The following is a 16155-nucleotide window of genomic DNA, read 5'->3' as shown; positions in this document are numbered from 1 at the left end:
CAGCGCCGGTCAGTGCAGCAGCAGACCCAAGGCTCCGGCCGCCACGACCACGTAGGGCTCTTTGATGCTGAACCGCCACAACGACGCCAAGGTGCCCACGGCGATGGCCGCGGTGGGGATATCGGTGACGGCCTGGCGGGTCTGCACCACCACCGCGCCGCACAGGGCGCCGGCTGCGGTGGCGGTGGCGCCGCTGACGAATGCGCGCAGTTGGGCGTTGGTGCGGTGGCGGATGAACCATCGACCGGGGACGACCACGCGACGTTGCACGGGCAGCTGGCCCAACGCACTAACCACAGCTAGGGGTGGTGCGGTGGCTCCGGCGATGCTGGCGCCGAGGAGGGTTGCCCGGGCATCATCCCGGGTCCCGGCATCCCGGGACCGCTCGTCCCCGGCCCCATCATGCCTCCCGGCCCCATCATTCCCGGCCCCATCATGCCGCCCGAGCCCATCGGTCCCGGGTTCATCATCGGGTACCCGGGTCCTTGCTGCCACTGTTGGTGGCGGTAGCCGCCGTGCCAGTAGCCGCCGGTGCTGTAGGCACCGGCACAGAAACCGCTGAAGAAGATCACCGCGACGATGAAGACGACGCCGGCGATGATGCCCACCCAGGCGGCGATCTGGTTGAGCCGGCTTGGCCGCCCCGACGCGGTGGTGGTTGCGGTTGTGTCGGTGGGTGATTCAGAGTCCTCGGTCATGATCGATGCCCTTTCTGGTCTGTGTGGTGCATGCACTGGCCCGGCGCGGTCTGTCGTGCCGGCCGTGACTGCCAGTCTCGGCGCCACGGGGGCCTGCCGTTAAGGGTCTTTGGGCCCCGCATCCGGTGAACCTTGACCATGACAGTGACCCCTGCCCGGGGGCGGCGATGGGGTTAGGGGCGGTAGTTGAGGCTGGTCATCATCCCGGCGGATTGGTGATAGGTGTTGTGGCAGTGCAGCATCCAGATACCCGGATTGTCGGCGACGAGTGCGACGGCGAGTTTTTGCCGGGGTAGCACGATCGTGGTGTCTTTGCGTGCCCCGTGGCTGCCGTCGGGTTTGACAATCTGGAAGGTATGGCCGTGCAGGTGCATGGGGTGCCACATCATGGTGTTGTTGGTGAAGGTCAGCACGGCGCGTTGGCCTTGGCTGATTTGCAGTGGTTCGTTCTTGCCGAACGGTGCGCCATTGATGGTCCAGTTGTAGTGCATCATGTCCCCGGCTAGGACCGCGGCAAGGTTCACATCGGCAGCTGCGTTGCCGAGGTCGGCTTGTGGTGTGGCGGTGAACATCTCGACGGTACCGACCCGTTTGGTCAGCTCGGCCGGTTGAAAAGCCGCATCCGGTGGGGTGCCCGCGCCGGTGGCCAGCAGGGCCCGTGCCACCGCATTTTTCCCTTCGGCGAGGGCCACCAGGGGGAAGATGCCGTCGGCGGCGGTGACCAGTACGTCGTAGCGTTCCCCCATCCCCAGCAGCAGCGCGTCGACCGGGGTTGGTTGCACGGGGTAGCCGTCGGTGTGGGTGACGGTCATGGTGTGCCCCGGCAGGGCTACCCGGAACGCGGTGTCCGAGCCGGCGTTGATGATCCGGATGCGGATCCGCTGACCAGGCTTGGCGGTGAACGTGGTCGGCGCCGCCGGGATGCGGCCGTTGATCAGGTAGTACGGGTAGGCGACGTCCCCGGCGTCCCCGCCCAACAATGAGCTGGTACCGACGCCGCCCATGCCGGGCATCCCACCCATTCCCGGCATACCAGACATCCCTGGCATGCCGCCCATGCCGGGCATCCCGGCGTGCAGGGTGTCGAAAATCTGCTGGGGTGTCTTGCCGACACCGTCGGTCCAGTCATCCAGTACGACAATCCATTCGGCGTCATAAGCGCCCGGGTCGCGCGGGTCATCGACGATCACCGGCACGTACATGCCGAAGTCGGCGTCGAGTTCGGTGTGCGGATGGGCCCAGTAGGTGCCCGCATCCGGTACCGAGAACCGGTAGGTGAACTCTTTTCCGGCCTCGATGGTCGGGGTGGCCGGGGAGGCCCCGTCCATGTCGTTGCGGATCGTGATCCCGTGCCAGTGCACCGAGGTGGGATGGTCGAGGCGGTTGGTCACGGTCACCGCGAGCTCATCGCCGACGTTGGCCCGGATCACCGGGGCAGGAATGGTGGCGCCGTAGGCCAGTGTGCGCGGCGTGGGTCCGCCCAGGTCAATGGTGGCCGGCTGCGGTGTCAGCGATGCGGTGACGGTGCGGCCGGTGTGCGGGCGCGCCGCCTCAGCGTTGGCGATCGCCGCCGATAGACCGCTGGGAGTCGGGGCGGGCGGGGCCGGTGTGGCCGGGGCTGGTGTGCGGGGGCTGCAACCGGCGAGGGCGAACCCACCGGCGATGGTCGCGGCCAAGAAACCGCGCCGATCCAGCCGTGCATCCAACGGGGAGGGGGTCATTGCGGGCCTCTTCTCTGCAACCACAGGTGTCGGTAGGTGTCGAGCTGGGGCGAACATATCCCCGCGGGGTAATCAGGCGCGGGGTATTGGCCGCGGTCGCCGCACCTGCCGTGCGACCGATACGGCCGACGCGCCGTGAACGGCGTGCACCCGGCACGCGTGGTGAAATGCCTTGTTGCCGTACCTAATTGATCATCGGTTCGGGGGTTTAGTGAGGTTGGTGCAGCAGGGCCATGCGCCGCTGGAACTCTTCTTCATCGATCTCGCCGCGCGCGAACCGTTGCGCCAGCACGTCTTCGGCGCGCGGGGCCGCCGGTGCGCTGACCTGGTCGCGGCCGCTGCCGCTGCCGCTCAGCGCGCGGATACCCCACACCGCCGCGACGATCAGGCCGCCCCAGAACAGCACCATCGTCACGGTCATCATGATCCAGCCGCCCCAGCCGCCGCCGTACCACATCATGGTCGTTGCCCCTTTTCTCCAGGTCACCACCGAGCGTGTGGTGCTGACCTGAGGGTGCCCGCGCCACTTGTGGGCCGGGTAGGGCCGATAGTCAACAGCTGCAGGTCTTTGGCTCCTTACAGTCAGGCATCAGCATTCGGCCATTTCGGGTGCCGTCGACACGCAGGTGTTCGGCCAGCGCCGAGTTGGGCGGCCCGCGGTATTCGGGCCGGCACCGCCATCACGGCCGGCTGATTGCTGGGCCGCCACGGTCGCCGGTGCCGCGGGGACTGAAGTCCCATGGCCTTCACACTTTGGTCTCTGGGCACACCGATACCGGATCAGGCAGCGTCGAGAACAGCGGGGGCCTACCCACAAGAGGAGTCGGGTGATGAACCACAAATACGTCCCGTGGCTGATCTTGGCCGCGGTGCTCGTGCTGGTCGGGCTGTCCGCCGGCGGGGTGTCGGTCACACCGGTGGTGTATCCGCTGCTCCTGCTCGCCTGTCCACTGATGATGTTCTGGATGATGCGCGGCATGAACGGAGGTGGCGGCGGAGGCAGCAACGACGCCGACCACAGCACTCATCACAGCGGCTCGGGCAGCATCTGAGCACCGCTGCGGCGTCCTCGGGCCAGGAGGATCCCTGTGGATCACACGATCACCGACGCACCGGCGGCGATGGGTCGGTCACCGGGTCGACATGAGGCGACCACCGCCGCGGTATTGAGCGCCGAAGGCATCGAGCAATCTTTCCGAAAAGGCATGTGGCCGTTGCCGGGCCGCCGCCGCGTGCTGCAGGGTGCCGATCTGGTCCTGCGCCCCGGCGAAGTGGTGGGGCTGGTCGGTGAAAACGGCTCGGGCAAGTCGACCATGATGAAAATCCTGGTCGGCGAACTGGCTCCGGACTCGGGCACGGTGTCGCGCACGGGTGTGCTGGGGTATTGCCCGCAGCAGCCGGTTGTTTATGAGCGACTGACCTGCGATGAGCACATCGACTTGTTCGCGTGTGTGTACCGGATGAGCCCGACGGCCCAGAGCCGGGCCCGCAAAAACCTTTACGAGGCACTGGGTTTCGAGCGGTTTGCCGACACCCGGGCCGATCGGCTCTCCGGAGGCACCCTGGCCAAACTCAACCTCACGCTGGCGATGCTGGCCGACCCGCAGGTGCTGCTGCTCGACGAGCCCTACGCCGGTTTCGACTGGGACACCTACCTGCGATTCTGGGAACTGATAGCTGATCGGCGCACCGACGGCACCGCCGTCCTGATCGTCAGCCACTTCATCGCCGACCGGCACCGGTTCGACCGCATCGTGCAACTATGCAACGGCCAGCTCTGCGATGACCCGGCCTGCGATGATCAGGCCTGTCAGGCTCCTGCGGCCACACGATGACCACCCGCGCCGAACGGCCCCGGCACCCCGTCCCGCTGCTGACCGGGCGTTTCATCGCCGACTACGTTCGCAACCCGGTCAACCTGATCGTGCTGGTGCTGGTGCCGCTGGTCTTCGTCGTCGTCGCCGCCCGCTCACTGGCTGACGCAATGTCCTTGTTGGGCGGCAAGATCGGCCCGGCTCTGCAGGTGGTGACCGCGGGCTGGGCGGCGGCGTTCCTGTCGGGCCTGGCGATGTACTTCCAAATCCGCTCGGCCCGGGCCGCCGACCGCCGACTGCTGCTGGCCGGGCTGCCCGCGGCACGATTGATCGCCGCCCGCGCCGGCACCGGGCTGCTGCTGGCGGCGCTGGTCTCGGCGGTCGCGCTGCTGGCGTTGGCGGCGCGCACCGGCATCGCTGACCCCGTCCGGGTGATCGCCGGCACGGTCATGTTCGCGCTGATCTACCTGGCGATCGGGGCCCTGATCGCGGTGGCGGTGCCCAATCCGGTCAACGGTGCGGTGGCGATCCTGTTCATCTGGATGCTCGACGTGTTTTTCGGCCCTGGCGGCAGCGGCGGCGACACCATGGTTTCCCGGTTTTTCCCCACCCATTTCGTCACGCTGTGGATGGTTGACCTGCCCTCGCATCACGCCGGCCGACTCGGCGACCTCGGCATATCGCTGGCGTGGGTCCTCGGTGCGCTCGTGGTCGCCGCCATTGTGCTCCACCGCGGGCGCCCGGATCGATCGACCACGGCGCCGATCGGCGAGCCGGTTCCTGACCGCTGTGCGGTTCGGGCTGGTCGATCTGCGTCGCAACCCGGTGCTGCTGATCCTGCTGGTGGTCGTTCCCGCGGTCTTCGTCCTGACGGCCAAAGCCACCACGCCCGCCCGCACCCTGGCACTGTCGGTGAGCGAACACGGCGTCGCGCACACCGGATCGTTCTGGTTCCCCGACGTGCACGCCGGGGTCATGACCCCCATCGCCATTGCCTCGTTGTCGGCGTTGGCCGGGCTGTTCGTGGTCGTCGACAGCGCCCGCGGGGACCGGCGCCTGCGGCTGGCCGGCTTTCCCGCACACCTGGCCGTGGCGGCACGCCTCGGTGTGGTCGCCGTGGCCGTCGCGGTCATCGCGACCGCCACACTGACCGTGACCGCGACCGTGTTCGATGCCCGGCAATGGGCGGGATACATCGCCGCCAACCTCGGGCTGGGGGCGACCTACGCCCTGGTGGGGGTGATCATCGGACCGTTGTTCGGCCGCGTCGCCGGTGTATTCATCGCCTTTCTGATACCGTTCCTCGACAGCGGTATCGCGCAAAGCCCGATGCTGCGCCCAACGCCGGCCCCTGCGGCGCATCTGTGGCCCGGCTACGGGTGGACCCGCGTCATTTTCGATACCGCCCTGACCGCCGACTTCGACCAGTTCGTTCCCCTGCTGATCGGGGCGGCCTGGCTGGTCGGGCTCGGTGTGGTCGCCGCGGTCACTCTGACGCGGGGCCACTCATCGACTTGATCGCCACACCGCGATCCCTGCCCGTTGAAGCAAAACGGCCTGTGCCGCAGGGTGTTTAGAACATCACCGGCGCCAGCGTGGCCGTCACCCACACGGCGCCAACCGCTAACAGCGGCCACCGGAACGCCGAGCGCAGCACGAAGTTCACCACGATCATCACCCCGATCGACACCACGCCAGCGACGGCCAGCACCACCACCGCGGACGTATTGCCGTGTCGCACTTGCGTGACCGCGAGGTACACCGTCAGCGTCCCGGTGGCCAGCGCGTAGCCGCCCAGGACAGTGAACACCAACCGCAGCCAGCGTCGCAGCCGCGGCACCGCCGCGTCGACATCGGCGCCGGTGCGCTGCAGATAACGCAGATCCTCAGGCAGAAAAGCTGGCCGGGCGAACACGAAAAACCCGCCGATACCGATGAGCGCGGCACCACCAATACCGAACAACCACATCGCCGCGGTCATGATCGCCCACCCGGCCGATCAACCGGCGGTCGTGACTGATCGACGGCGGCGCAGCCGGGGCAGGAACGCCGGCGTGGCGGCCACGTAGGCCCGCCACTGCTCGCCGAATTGCGCAGCCACCTCCCGTTCCTCACTGCGAGCCAGCCACACGTACACGACCACCAGGATGGGGAACATGATCAAGGTCGCGATGGTGGGCCACTGCAGCAGAAACCCGATCATGATCAGCATCAGTCCGTCGTACTGCGGGTGGCGGACCCTGGCGTACGGGCCGGTAGTAGCGAGCTGACCGGTACGTGCCGCGTCGTGCAGGTGGCGCCAGGACACCGCGATCAGCCAGAAACCGCCGCCGATCACCACGTAGCTGGCCATGTGGAACGGGCTCAGGTGCGGGTCCCCGGTCCAGCCGATTAGGTCGTTCCACAGGTGCCCGCCGGCGTGGGTAGCGCGCAGCTGCGCGAACCGCGAACCCAGCCACGATCCAAGCAGGTAGATGGTTAACGGAATGCCGTACATCTCGGTGAACAACGCGACCAGAAACGCCGTGAAGGCGCCCATCGCCCGCCAGTCCCGGGTGGTGCTCGGATGGAAAAAGCTCATCGCGAATACCGCGAACAGCAGCGTGTTCAGGATCACCAGTGGCCACAGGCCATACGTTTCATCCGCCATCACGCCATCCCCTTAACCGGCCACCAGGCACCTACCACGATCGGCGCAGCAGTCGGACGCGGTGTAGAGACCTCCTGCCTGAGGCGCAGTGCCTTATGTCCCTACCGCCGATGCCCGAAGGTGCGCGAGGGTAAGCACGGTGACGCCACGCCGCGGCCACCCCGAAAAGCGAAGCGAGAAGCGATGATCGAACCCGGGCACCTCGTCGTCGGCCAGGTATTGGCTGTGCTCATCGGCGCTGCGGAGGTCGGGTTCGTGATCTACGCGATGGCGCGGCACCCGCGCCGCGGGCGGCGCTGGCCGCAGGCCGCATCGAGGTCCACCGTGGCGCCTACAGCGGTTGCAACGGTCCGCCGGCCTGCGCCGCGGCCCCGCACAGGGACCTGCGAGGAAGTCATTGTCCGCCAGCGCCTGGCCGGGCAGATCGACGCCACCACCTATCAAGCACGCATGACCGCCCTGGTCCGGGATAAAAGCTAACGGCGCTGCACACAAGACAAGCCCGGTTGGCGTGAGAACAAGGAGCAGATGATGTCGAGTATCGATGTCGCCGTGATCGCCGTCGCCGTGATCGCGACCGCCGGGCTGGGATGGTTCTTCTTCGGCCCCCGCACCGCCCGCGCCGCCGCCGTCAGCGGCGGGGTCCAACGCCTGCAGGTCACCGTGCGCGGCGGCTACAGCCCCAACATGCTGCAAGTGCGCCAAGACATTCCGGTGGAAATCGAATTCGACCGGCAAGAAACCGGCGACTGCTCCTCACACGTAACCTTCCCCGACTTGCAGCTGTCCGCGGCGCTGCCCGCCCATCAACACACGACGGTGCGGTTCACCCCGCACCAGGCCGGGTCGTTCGGATTCTCCTGCGGCATGAACATGATCCACGGCACCCTCGTCGTCGCCCCCAACGACACAGGCACCCCCGACCCGGAATCCGCGACCCACGAGCAGGTGCGATCGGGCACGGCTGAGACCACGCCCGAGCCGGCCGCTGCCGATCTGGAAGCCGCCCAAGCCGAAGAACGGCGCACCGAAATCTCCGACCTGACCCACCGCGTCGTCATCGGCACCGTCCTGACCGCCCCGGTGCTCTTCGCGGCGATGGCCCAAACCTTCGGCGCCACTTGGGTACCCGCGATCCTGCTCAACCACTGGGTGCAGCTGGCGCTCATCAGCCCGGTGATGTTCTATGTCGGCTGGCCCATCCACCGCACCGGCTGGCTCGCCCTGACCCACCGCAGTGCCGACATGAACTCCCTGATCACCCTGGGCACCGTCGCGGCCTACGGCTACAGCCTGCTGGTCACCGTCGCTCCGGCCGTGGTGCCGGCCACCGTGCGTGATGTGTACTTCGAAGCCGTCGGGGTGATCATCACCTTGATCCTGTTGGGCCGGCTGCTGGAAGCCAAGGCCAAAGCCGGTACCGGCGAAGCCATCCGCGCCCTGCTGGGGCTGCAAGCCCGCACCGCGCGGGTGATCCGCGACGGCACCGAAATCACCATCGGCGTCGAAGACGTACTGGTTGGCGACGACATCGTGATCCGGCCCGGCGAGAAGATCCCGGTCGATGCCACCGTGCTGTCCGGGCAGTCCGCGGTCGACGAGTCCATGGTCACCGGGGAATCGATGCCGGTCACCAAACACCCCGGCGACACCGTCATCGGCGCCACGGTGAACACCACCGGCTCACTGCGGGTCCGGGCGGCCAAAGTAGGCGCGGACACCATGCTGGCCCAAATCGTGCGCATGGTGCAGCAAGCCCAGGCATCTAAAGCCCCGATCCAGCGCCTGGCCGACGCGATCTCGGCCTACTTCGTGCCCGCGGTGATCGTGATCGCCATCATCGCGTTCACGGTGTGGTTCGTCGCCGGACCACCGCCGGCGTTGACGCTGGCGCTGGTGTCCGCGGTGTCGGTGCTGATCATCGCCTGCCCGTGCGCGCTGGGACTGGCCACCCCGCTGTCGATCATGGTCAGCACGGGCAAAGGTGCCCGCGCCGGCATCCTGATCCGCTCCGCCCAAGCCCTGGAAACCGCGCACAAGCTCGACACCATCGTTCTGGACAAGACCGGCACCATCACCGCCGGCAAGCCGGCCCTCACCGACATCGAGACCGTCGGCCCCATCAGCGCCCAAGAGCTGTTGACTCTGGTGGCGGCCACCGAGGGCGACAGCGAACACCCGGTGGCCACCGCGGTGGTGGCCGGGGCCCGTGAGCGCGGCATCACCGTTCCCGTAGCGGCGGACTTCACTTCGATCACCGGTAAAGGCGTGCGGGCCACCGTCGACGGACACACTGTCCTGGTCGGCACCGCGACCCTGCTGGCTGAAAACGGTATCGGCACAGACGAACTCGAACATATCGCCGCTCGCCTCGCTGGGGAAGGCAAAACCGCGATCCTGGCCGCTGTCGATGGCGCCGCTGCCGGGGTGCTCGCGGTCGCCGACACCATCAAAGCCGACTCCGCCGCCGCCATTACCGCCCTGAGCCAGCTCGGGCTGCAGGTGGTGATGATCACCGGCGACAACGCCCGCACCGGCGCTGCGATCGCCCGCCAGGTCGGCATACCCCGGGTGCTCGCCGAGGTTCTGCCCGAACACAAGGCCGCCGAAATCGCGCGCCTGCAAGACGAAGGGCGCCGCGTTGGCATGGTTGGCGACGGCATCAACGACGCCCCTGCCCTCGCTCAAGCCGACGTCGGACTGGCCATCGGCACCGGCACCGATGTTGCCATCGAAGCCGCCGACATCACCCTGATCTCCGGGTCACTGGCGGGTGTGGTCACCGCGATCCGGCTCTCCCGTGCCACCATGGCCAACATTCGGCAAAACCTGTTCTTCGCGTTGATCTACAACGCCGTCGGCATCCCGCTGGCCGCCGGGGTGCTCTATCCGCTGCTCGGGCTGCGGCTGTCCCCGATGATCGCCGCCGGCGCGATGGCCCTGTCCTCGTTGTCGGTGGTCGGCAACGCCAACCGGCTCCGCCGCTACCGCAGCCAACCGCTACCCACACCCGAGCCGGTGACCATCGAGCCAGAAGTGCAAACCGGAACCAGCCACACCCACGCGGAGCGCACGATCAAAGATCAAGCGCCGCACCGACACCCGACAAGGACCGCCTCATGAGCATCGGATTGTCCACCTTCGTGCACGCCAGCTTTGCCGACGCTGTCGCCCGCACCCGCCAGGCCCTGGCCGAGCAGGGATTCGGTGTGCTCACCGAAATCGACGTCAAAGCCACTCTGAAAGCCAAATTGGACGTCGACATGGAGGACTACCTCATCCTCGGCGCCTGCAACCCCGCGCTGGCCCACCGTGCGCTCGAAACGGACCGCCAGATCGGGCTGCTGCTGCCCTGCAACGTCGTCGTACGCACCGACACCTCCGCTGATGGCCGCGTACTCATCGAAGCGGTCAACCCACAAATGCTCGTCGATGTGACCGGTGAACCGAAGATGGCCGGACTAGCCGACGAGGTCAGCACCAAACTGCACGCCGCCCTGCACACGCTGGCCGCCGACCCGTCGTTGCACACCGCGCCATCGAAGTAACCCGCGCGACCACGTTTATCAGGAGTTAGTCTCACATTGACGGTGCGCAAAGCCAACGCGAATATGCCACAGTGATCCGCCAACCGCCTCCACTGGCGACCGAAAAGGCTGCTCGCGTTCTGGCCGAACACCGCGACGCGGTCGGCAACGACAAGCGCGACGTGATCGACGTAGCCGTCAAGCTTCTGCGCAAGGCCGGCGTCGCGATCAACGTCTCGACGGCGGCGTGCCGGCGAAAGTGTCCCGCAAAACCGTGGCCGGCCAGAAAGCGATGATCGAGCTGCTCTACGGCCAGCTGGTGCAGACCGTCCAGCAGGTCAGCATCTGACCCACGGTCACTGTCCGGCCCGAAAGTCGCGGCGGCCCCATGCACATCGGTGTCGGCCACGACCTGCGCATATCGGGGCGGGCTGCAGATGCACTTGCGGGCGTACAGGTTTGTGATCAATAGTGTCGAGCAGGGCCGTGTGATCAGCTATGAAGAGTTCGGCGGCACCCAAATCATCTGGCCCCTAAGGTAATTCGGTAACGCTGGCGCCGTTGTGGTTCATGGGTACTCGCCCGTGTTGATGGGCTCACCGGCCAGGCGCCATTCGAGCATGCCGTCGTTGAGGCGGATCGCTCGTCGCCCTCGGGCGCTCAGTGCGGCAACGGCATCGTGAGCGAACACGCAGTACTCACCGCGGCAGTACACGACGACGTCGGTATGTTCGGGCAGTTCGGTGATCCGTGTGGCCAGTTCGTCGATCGGAATGGACACGGCACCGGGGATATGGGCGGCGCGGTATTCGGCGGCGGGGCGGACATCGAGCAGGACGATGTCGCCGGCGGCGATGCGCGCCTGCAGGTCGTCGCGGTCGATTCCCGGTTCGTGCGGGCCGCCCAGGTAGGCGTCGCGGGCGGCGCTGACGTCGGCACGGTGCCGGTCGGCGACGCGGCGCAGTGCCGCGAACAGCGCCGCGACGTCCAGTCCGGCGAGTTGGTAGTAGACCTTCACGCCGTCGCGGCGCGTGTGGACGAAACCGGCCTGTTTGAGGATCTGCAGGTGTGAGGACGCCGTGGTGAGGTTCAGGCCCGCGGCCCGTGCTAGGTCATCGACGCTGCGTTCGCCTTGGCTGAGCAGGTCCAGCAGTTCGAGCCGGCTGGCGTGCGAGAGGGCTTTTCCGCTGGTGGCGAAGGCCTCGTACAGTCGCTTCTTCTCGGGTGAGGGATCCACGCTCCACCTTCTTCCAATGTTTCATGGAATATCGTACAGTGGTCACAGTACCGTCCGCGACATTGACCGGCAGGATTCTCATGGGCTTCTCCGACACCGATCTGATTCCCCTCGTCGATGAGGGGCTCGGCAACAGCTCATACCTCGTTGATCTGGGTGATGGTCGCGCCCTGGCTGTCGACGCCAGCCGTGATCTGCGAGCGCTGCGCCGGGCCGCGGACCGGCGCGGGCTGGCGGTGGCGTTCGCCGCCGACACCCATTTACACGCCGACTTCCTCTCCGGTGCGGTCCAGCTGCAGCACGACACCGGCGCGACGATTCTGGCCTCGGCGGCCGGGCGCCGCGCCTTCGACCATGTCGGTCTGCATGATGGCGACGAGGTGGACCTGGGAGGCCTGCGACTGCGGGCACTGACCACCCCCGGCCACACCGACGAGCATGTCGCTTTCCTGCTCACCGAAAATGACCGGGAAATCGGGGTGTTCACCGGTGGGTCGCTCATCGTGGGGTCCGCCGCACGCACGGACCTATCCGGTGCCGGTCGCACCGACGAACTGGCACGCGCCCAGTACCACTCGTTGCGGCGCGTGGCCGCTCTGCCGGAAGAAGTCGCGGTGTGGCCGACGCACGGCGCGGGATCGTTCTGCTCGGCACCACCGGGGGCGCAGCGGGTCACCACAGTGGGCGCGCAGAAGCGCGACAATCCGCTGCTGGCCGCGCCGGACGAGGACACCTTCGTGAGCATGCTGATCGACAGCCTGGGCAGCTATCCGGCGTACTTTTCCCGGCTGCCCGAGCACAACCGCCGCGGGCCGGGCCTGCTGCCGCCCGACCTGCACCTGGCCGACTTGAACGTCGAGGACGTCAAGCGACTGCTCGCCGCTGGCGCGGCGATCGTCGACGTGCGTCCCGCCGAGACCTTCGCCCAGGGGCACATTCCCGGAGCGGTGTCGATTCCGCTGCGCGACCAGTTCGCGACCTGGCTGGGATGGGTGCTCGAGGACACGGTCGCGCTGGTGTTTGTCACCGACGATGATCAGGACCTGTCCGAAATCAGTTGGCAGTCCTACAAAATCGGCTACGAACGGCTCGCTGGGCGCCTCGCCGGCGGAATGGCCGCCTGGCAGTCAGCCGCGGAACCCTCGCAGCATGTGGTGTTTGCGCGCGCCGAACGCCTGGATGACCGGCCGTTCCTCGATGTGCGCCAGGCCGCCGAATACGCCGCAGGCCATGTCGCCGGGGCCCTGCACATTGAGCTCGGTGTGCTGGCCGACCACGCCCACGAGGTGCCCCACGGCGCGGTCATCGCGTGCGGTCACGGCGAACGGGCGATGACCGCGGCCAGCGTGCTGCAACGCAAAGGTGTCAACGATCTGACGGTGCTCGACGGCGGACCCGCCGACTACGCCGCCGCACACCACCGCGCGATCGCAACCGGGCTCACGGGCTGATGAGCACCGGCATCGACGTGGCCCCGCACCGAGTCGTTGCGCTAGGCCTGCGCGAAAACTGGTTCCAATTCACCCTTTTGGTGATCGTCAACGTATGCGTCGGCGCATTGGTGGGCTTGGAGCGCACCACCGTGCCACTGATCGGGACCGAGGTCTTCGGGCTTGGCAACGACTTGGCGGTGTTCTCGTTCATCATCGCCTTCGGGGTCACCAAAGCGCTGACCAACCTCGCAGCCGGGGCCCTGACATCACGCTTTCGCCGCAGACAACTGCTGCTGGCCGGCTGGGCAGCGGGCGTGCCGGTGCCGTTCATGCTGGCCTGGGGTCCATCGTGGTGGTGGATCGTCGCGGCGAACGTGTTGCTCGGCCTCAACCAGGGGCTGGCCTGGTCGATGACAGTCAACATGAAAATCGATCTGGTCGGTCCCGCCCGGCGCGGGTTGGCCACCGGGCTCAATGAAGCGGCCGGGTACGTCGCTGTCGGCGCCACCGCGCTGCTGACCGGGTATCTGGCCACCGTCTACGGCCTGCGGCCCGCGCCGGAGCTGATCGGCGTCGTGTTCGTCGCCGCCGGGCTGGGGCTCTCGCTCGTGGTCCGCGACACCGCCGAGCATGTGGCGCTGGAGTTGTCCCACCACCCCCATCCGGTCCCAGCCGAGGGCAGTCGTTTACGAACGATTTTTGTGCGCACCACCTGGGAGCATCGCAGCTTGCGTGGGGCGAGCCAGGCCGGCCTGGTCAACAATCTCAACGATGGCCTGACCTGGGGGGTGTTCCCGCTGCTGTTCACCAACCATGGGCTGGGTTTGGCCGCGGTGGGTCTGATCAAAGGCCTGTACCCGCTGTTGTGGGGGCTGGGTCAGATCCCCACCGGTCACCTCGCCGACCGGATCGGGCGCAAACCGCTCATCGTGGCCGGGATGTTCGTGCAGACCGCGGCGTTCGCGCTGGCTCTGGTGCTGCTGCGGTGGCCGCTGCTGGCCGGCGTCTGTTCGGCAGTCCTGCTGGGTATCGGCACCGCGATGGTGTATCCGGCGCTGATCGCGGTGATCTCCGATCACGCGCACCCCAGCTGGCGACCGAACGCCCTGGGCACCTACCGGTTCTGGCGTGATATCGGCTACGCGGTCGGCGCACTGGTCGGCGGCGTGATCGCCGATTGGCTGGGCCTCAACGCCGCAGTCGTGGCCGCCGGTGTGCTCACCGCCGGCTCCGGTGTGCTGGCCGCAGCGTGGATCAGCGATGTCCCACGCGCCGGCGGCCCCACCGCGACCACACCCTGACCGGCGGCCGCAGTGCGGCCCATATCAAAGCGTGTTGGCCTGGGCCGCTCCACCGGCTTCAGTCCTGGGTTCGATGGGGGTGACGCGCAGTACCGCGCCGTGTCTCGGCACCGTGGTGATGTTGCGGACGCGTGCCGATTCAGCGGCTCCCGTGGCGTGCAGTTCCCAGCGGGTCAGGATTTCAGCGAGGATGACCGTTGCCTCGGTGGTCGCGAACCCGGCGCCCAGGCAGCGGCGGACGCCGCCACCGAACGGCAGCCAGGTGTTCGGGGGTGGGCTGGTTCCCAGGAACCGCTCGGGGCGAAATTCGTCCGGTTGCCGATGGTTGCGCGGATCGTTGTGCGCCAACAGGATCGACGTGTTGACCACGGTTCCGAGCGGAAGCCGGTGGCCGCCGATCGTCATCGGCTGGGTGAGCTTGCGGGCGGTGGAGACGATGACGCTGTGGCGGCGCAGCCCTTCTTTGAATGCCGCGTCGAGGTACTTGTCGTCACCGCGGCTGGCGGCAGCCCGGGCCGCCGACTGCGATTCTGGATGCCGTGCGAGTTCCCACAACGTCCAGGCCAGCGCGGCGGCGGTCGTCTCGTGGCCAGCCAGCAGCAGCGACACCAGTTGGTCGCGCAGCTCGGCGTCGGTGAGCGGATCGCCGATCGCGTCGCCGTCGGAGCGGATCAGCCGCGACAGGACATCGCCGCGGCTGGCCAGATCGGCGGCCGCACGGCGGGAGGCGATTTCGCGGTACAAGATCGCATCGATGCGCGCCTGGTTGTCGGCGAAACCCTTCCAGGGTGGAATCCGTTGCAGCACAGGGAACCTGAATCCGGCGAATATTGCGGGTGAGATGTTGATGATGGCGCGCAGCCGGTCAACCAGTTCCGACTTGGTTGCCGGGTCGGTCACACCGAACACCACGGTGATGATGATGTCCAAGGTCAGCCGGTTCATCGCCGCGAGCATGGCGATCTCGGTGTTCGGCGCCCACGAAACCACTTCGGCGCGCGCCTGATCGGTGATCATCGCGCGGTATTGGCGCAGTGCGGCCCCGTTGAACGCGGGCATCAGCAGTCCACGTACTCGGCGATGGGCGTCCTCGTCGACGAGCAGCACCGAATGCTCGCCCAGGACCGCACCGAGGATCTGATTGCCCTCCCCGGCGTGCAGCACGTGCGGATCGGCGCGGAAGATCTCTCCGATCGCCTCGGGTGCGGCGAAGACAACCAGGTCGTCGGCATAGGGCGGTACGTGCAGGCTGAACACATCGCCAAATCGCTTCCGCAACAACGGAAGGAACCACTCCCGATACCTCAGGTACAGCATGCTCTGGACGTACTTCGGCAACCTTGGGCCCAGCGGTAGCGAGTGGCCGGCGCGACCGCTTCCGGTCACGCCCACCTCAGCCCCTCCTCGGCGACCCGCTCGCGCAGCACCTGGACGAATGCGGCCGCATCCGTTCCCGCGCCGGCGAAATCGGCCGCGCGCATGACGAGCCGGAGCCCCTCGTCGGTGACCGCTACAACGGCGGGTGTGTCATCGCCGGTCAGCTGTGCAACCTCGGCCGTGCGTTCGTTGCGGTGCACGAGGTCGAACGGTACGGCGAGCTCGCACACCACGTCCTTCCACTGCGGATTGGAACGGATTCCGCGATGGGTGATGTCACACAACGCGCATTCGGTGGTGCCGCGCAGCTTGCCGAGGACGTAAGCCAATTCGCCCCGGATTCCGCCGTCGCCGTTGTAGACGCCGATCAGTTCGCGAACCACTGCCATCATCAACC

The 16155-nt window shown here is 67.3% G+C and carries 17 protein-coding genes; 8 read left to right on the top strand and 9 right to left on the bottom strand.

Going from position 1 to position 16155, the window contains the following annotated elements:
* Positions 1 to 9 precede the first annotated feature (9 nt).
* From M2432_RS08305 to M2432_RS08290, 4 genes are all read right to left on the bottom strand, one after another.
* Positions 10 to 297: a chromate transporter gene (locus M2432_RS08305; protein WP_280826314.1), complete on the bottom strand. Its 288-nt coding sequence runs from the start codon at positions 295 to 297 to the stop codon at positions 10 to 12.
* Between the two features lie 2 nt (positions 298 to 299).
* Positions 300 to 698: a hypothetical protein gene (locus tag M2432_RS08300; protein WP_280826313.1), complete on the bottom strand. Its 399-nt coding sequence runs from the start codon at positions 696 to 698 to the stop codon at positions 300 to 302.
* 173 nt (positions 699 to 871) lie between these two features.
* Positions 872 to 2419, bottom strand: coding sequence for a multicopper oxidase family protein (locus M2432_RS08295; RefSeq protein WP_280826312.1), 1548 nt, complete (start codon positions 2417 to 2419; stop codon positions 872 to 874).
* A gap of 208 nt (positions 2420 to 2627) precedes the next feature.
* On the bottom strand, positions 2628 to 2879 hold the full coding sequence (locus M2432_RS08290; protein WP_280826311.1) for an SHOCT domain-containing protein: 252 nt from the start codon (positions 2877 to 2879) through the stop codon (positions 2628 to 2630).
* 370 nt (positions 2880 to 3249) lie between these two features.
* Between M2432_RS08290 and M2432_RS08285 the strand changes: the two genes are divergently transcribed.
* The 3 genes from M2432_RS08285 (at position 3250) to M2432_RS08275 (ending at position 5810) form a co-directional block, all read left to right on the top strand.
* On the top strand, positions 3250 to 3471 hold the full coding sequence (locus M2432_RS08285; protein ID WP_280826310.1) for a DUF2933 domain-containing protein: 222 nt from the start codon (positions 3250 to 3252) through the stop codon (positions 3469 to 3471).
* A gap of 69 nt (positions 3472 to 3540) precedes the next feature.
* A complete protein-coding gene (locus M2432_RS08280) occupies positions 3541 to 4254 on the top strand; it encodes an ABC transporter ATP-binding protein (protein WP_280826506.1) in 714 nt (237 codons plus the stop codon).
* The gene (locus tag M2432_RS08275) at positions 4251 to 5810 is read left to right on the top strand and encodes an ABC transporter permease (protein ID WP_348536300.1); all 1560 of its coding nucleotides are present in this window, start codon (positions 4251 to 4253) and stop codon (positions 5808 to 5810) included. Before M2432_RS08280 ends, M2432_RS08275 begins: the two co-directional genes overlap by 4 nt.
* Here the strand turns inward: M2432_RS08275 and M2432_RS08270 are convergent.
* Together M2432_RS08270 and M2432_RS08265 are read right to left on the bottom strand one after the other, a co-directional pair.
* Positions 5807 to 6214 (bottom strand): hypothetical protein, encoded by a 408-nt coding sequence (locus M2432_RS08270; RefSeq protein WP_280826309.1) that lies wholly within the window; start codon positions 6212 to 6214, stop codon positions 5807 to 5809. The genes M2432_RS08275 and M2432_RS08270 overlap by 4 nt on opposite strands.
* An 18-nt stretch (positions 6215 to 6232) precedes the next feature.
* A complete protein-coding gene (locus M2432_RS08265) occupies positions 6233 to 6883 on the bottom strand; it encodes an isoprenylcysteine carboxylmethyltransferase family protein (protein ID WP_280826308.1) in 651 nt (216 codons plus the stop codon).
* A gap of 183 nt (positions 6884 to 7066) precedes the next feature.
* On the opposite strand from M2432_RS08265, the gene M2432_RS08260 reads away from it, so the two are divergent.
* The 3 genes from M2432_RS08260 to M2432_RS08250 are packed head-to-tail and all read left to right on the top strand — an operon-like array spanning position 7067 to position 10431.
* Positions 7067 to 7363, top strand: a complete 297-nt coding sequence (locus M2432_RS08260) for a hypothetical protein (protein WP_280826307.1) — start codon at positions 7067 to 7069, stop codon at positions 7361 to 7363.
* A 51-nt stretch (positions 7364 to 7414) separates the two neighbouring features.
* Positions 7415 to 10006 (top strand): heavy metal translocating P-type ATPase, encoded by a 2592-nt coding sequence (locus M2432_RS08255; protein ID WP_280826306.1) that lies wholly within the window; start codon positions 7415 to 7417, stop codon positions 10004 to 10006.
* Positions 10003 to 10431: a DUF302 domain-containing protein gene (locus M2432_RS08250; protein ID WP_280826305.1), complete on the top strand. Its 429-nt coding sequence runs from the start codon at positions 10003 to 10005 to the stop codon at positions 10429 to 10431. Before M2432_RS08255 ends, M2432_RS08250 begins: the two co-directional genes overlap by 4 nt.
* Before the next feature lie 547 nt (positions 10432 to 10978).
* Here M2432_RS08250 and M2432_RS08245 read toward each other — a convergent pair.
* Complete coding sequence (locus tag M2432_RS08245; protein ID WP_280826304.1) at positions 10979 to 11647, bottom strand: metalloregulator ArsR/SmtB family transcription factor; 669 nt, start codon at positions 11645 to 11647, stop codon at positions 10979 to 10981.
* A gap of 80 nt (positions 11648 to 11727) precedes the next feature.
* On the opposite strand from M2432_RS08245, the gene M2432_RS08240 reads away from it, so the two are divergent.
* Positions 11728 to 13098: an MBL fold metallo-hydrolase gene (locus M2432_RS08240; protein ID WP_280826504.1), complete on the top strand. Its 1371-nt coding sequence runs from the start codon at positions 11728 to 11730 to the stop codon at positions 13096 to 13098.
* On the top strand, positions 13098 to 14381 hold the full coding sequence (locus tag M2432_RS08235; RefSeq protein ID WP_280826303.1) for an MFS transporter: 1284 nt from the start codon (positions 13098 to 13100) through the stop codon (positions 14379 to 14381). The genes M2432_RS08240 and M2432_RS08235 overlap by 1 nt, the downstream gene beginning before the upstream one ends.
* A gap of 24 nt (positions 14382 to 14405) precedes the next feature.
* Here the strand turns inward: M2432_RS08235 and M2432_RS08230 are convergent, their stop codons facing one another.
* Both M2432_RS08230 and M2432_RS08225 read right to left on the bottom strand, forming a co-directional pair.
* On the bottom strand, positions 14406 to 15698 hold the full coding sequence (locus M2432_RS08230) for a cytochrome P450 (protein ID WP_280826503.1): 1293 nt from the start codon (positions 15696 to 15698) through the stop codon (positions 14406 to 14408).
* Positions 15699 to 15763: 65 nt separating this feature from the next.
* Complete coding sequence (locus M2432_RS08225) at positions 15764 to 16147, bottom strand: hypothetical protein (RefSeq protein ID WP_280826302.1); 384 nt, start codon at positions 16145 to 16147, stop codon at positions 15764 to 15766.
* Positions 16148 to 16155: the final 8 nt, after the last annotated feature.

The sequence above is a fragment of the Mycobacterium sp. OTB74 genome (assembly GCF_029892685.1).
In the GTDB taxonomy this organism is placed as follows: domain Bacteria; phylum Actinomycetota; class Actinomycetes; order Mycobacteriales; family Mycobacteriaceae; genus Mycobacterium.
This window is presented reverse-complemented; position numbering and strand designations above follow the sequence as displayed.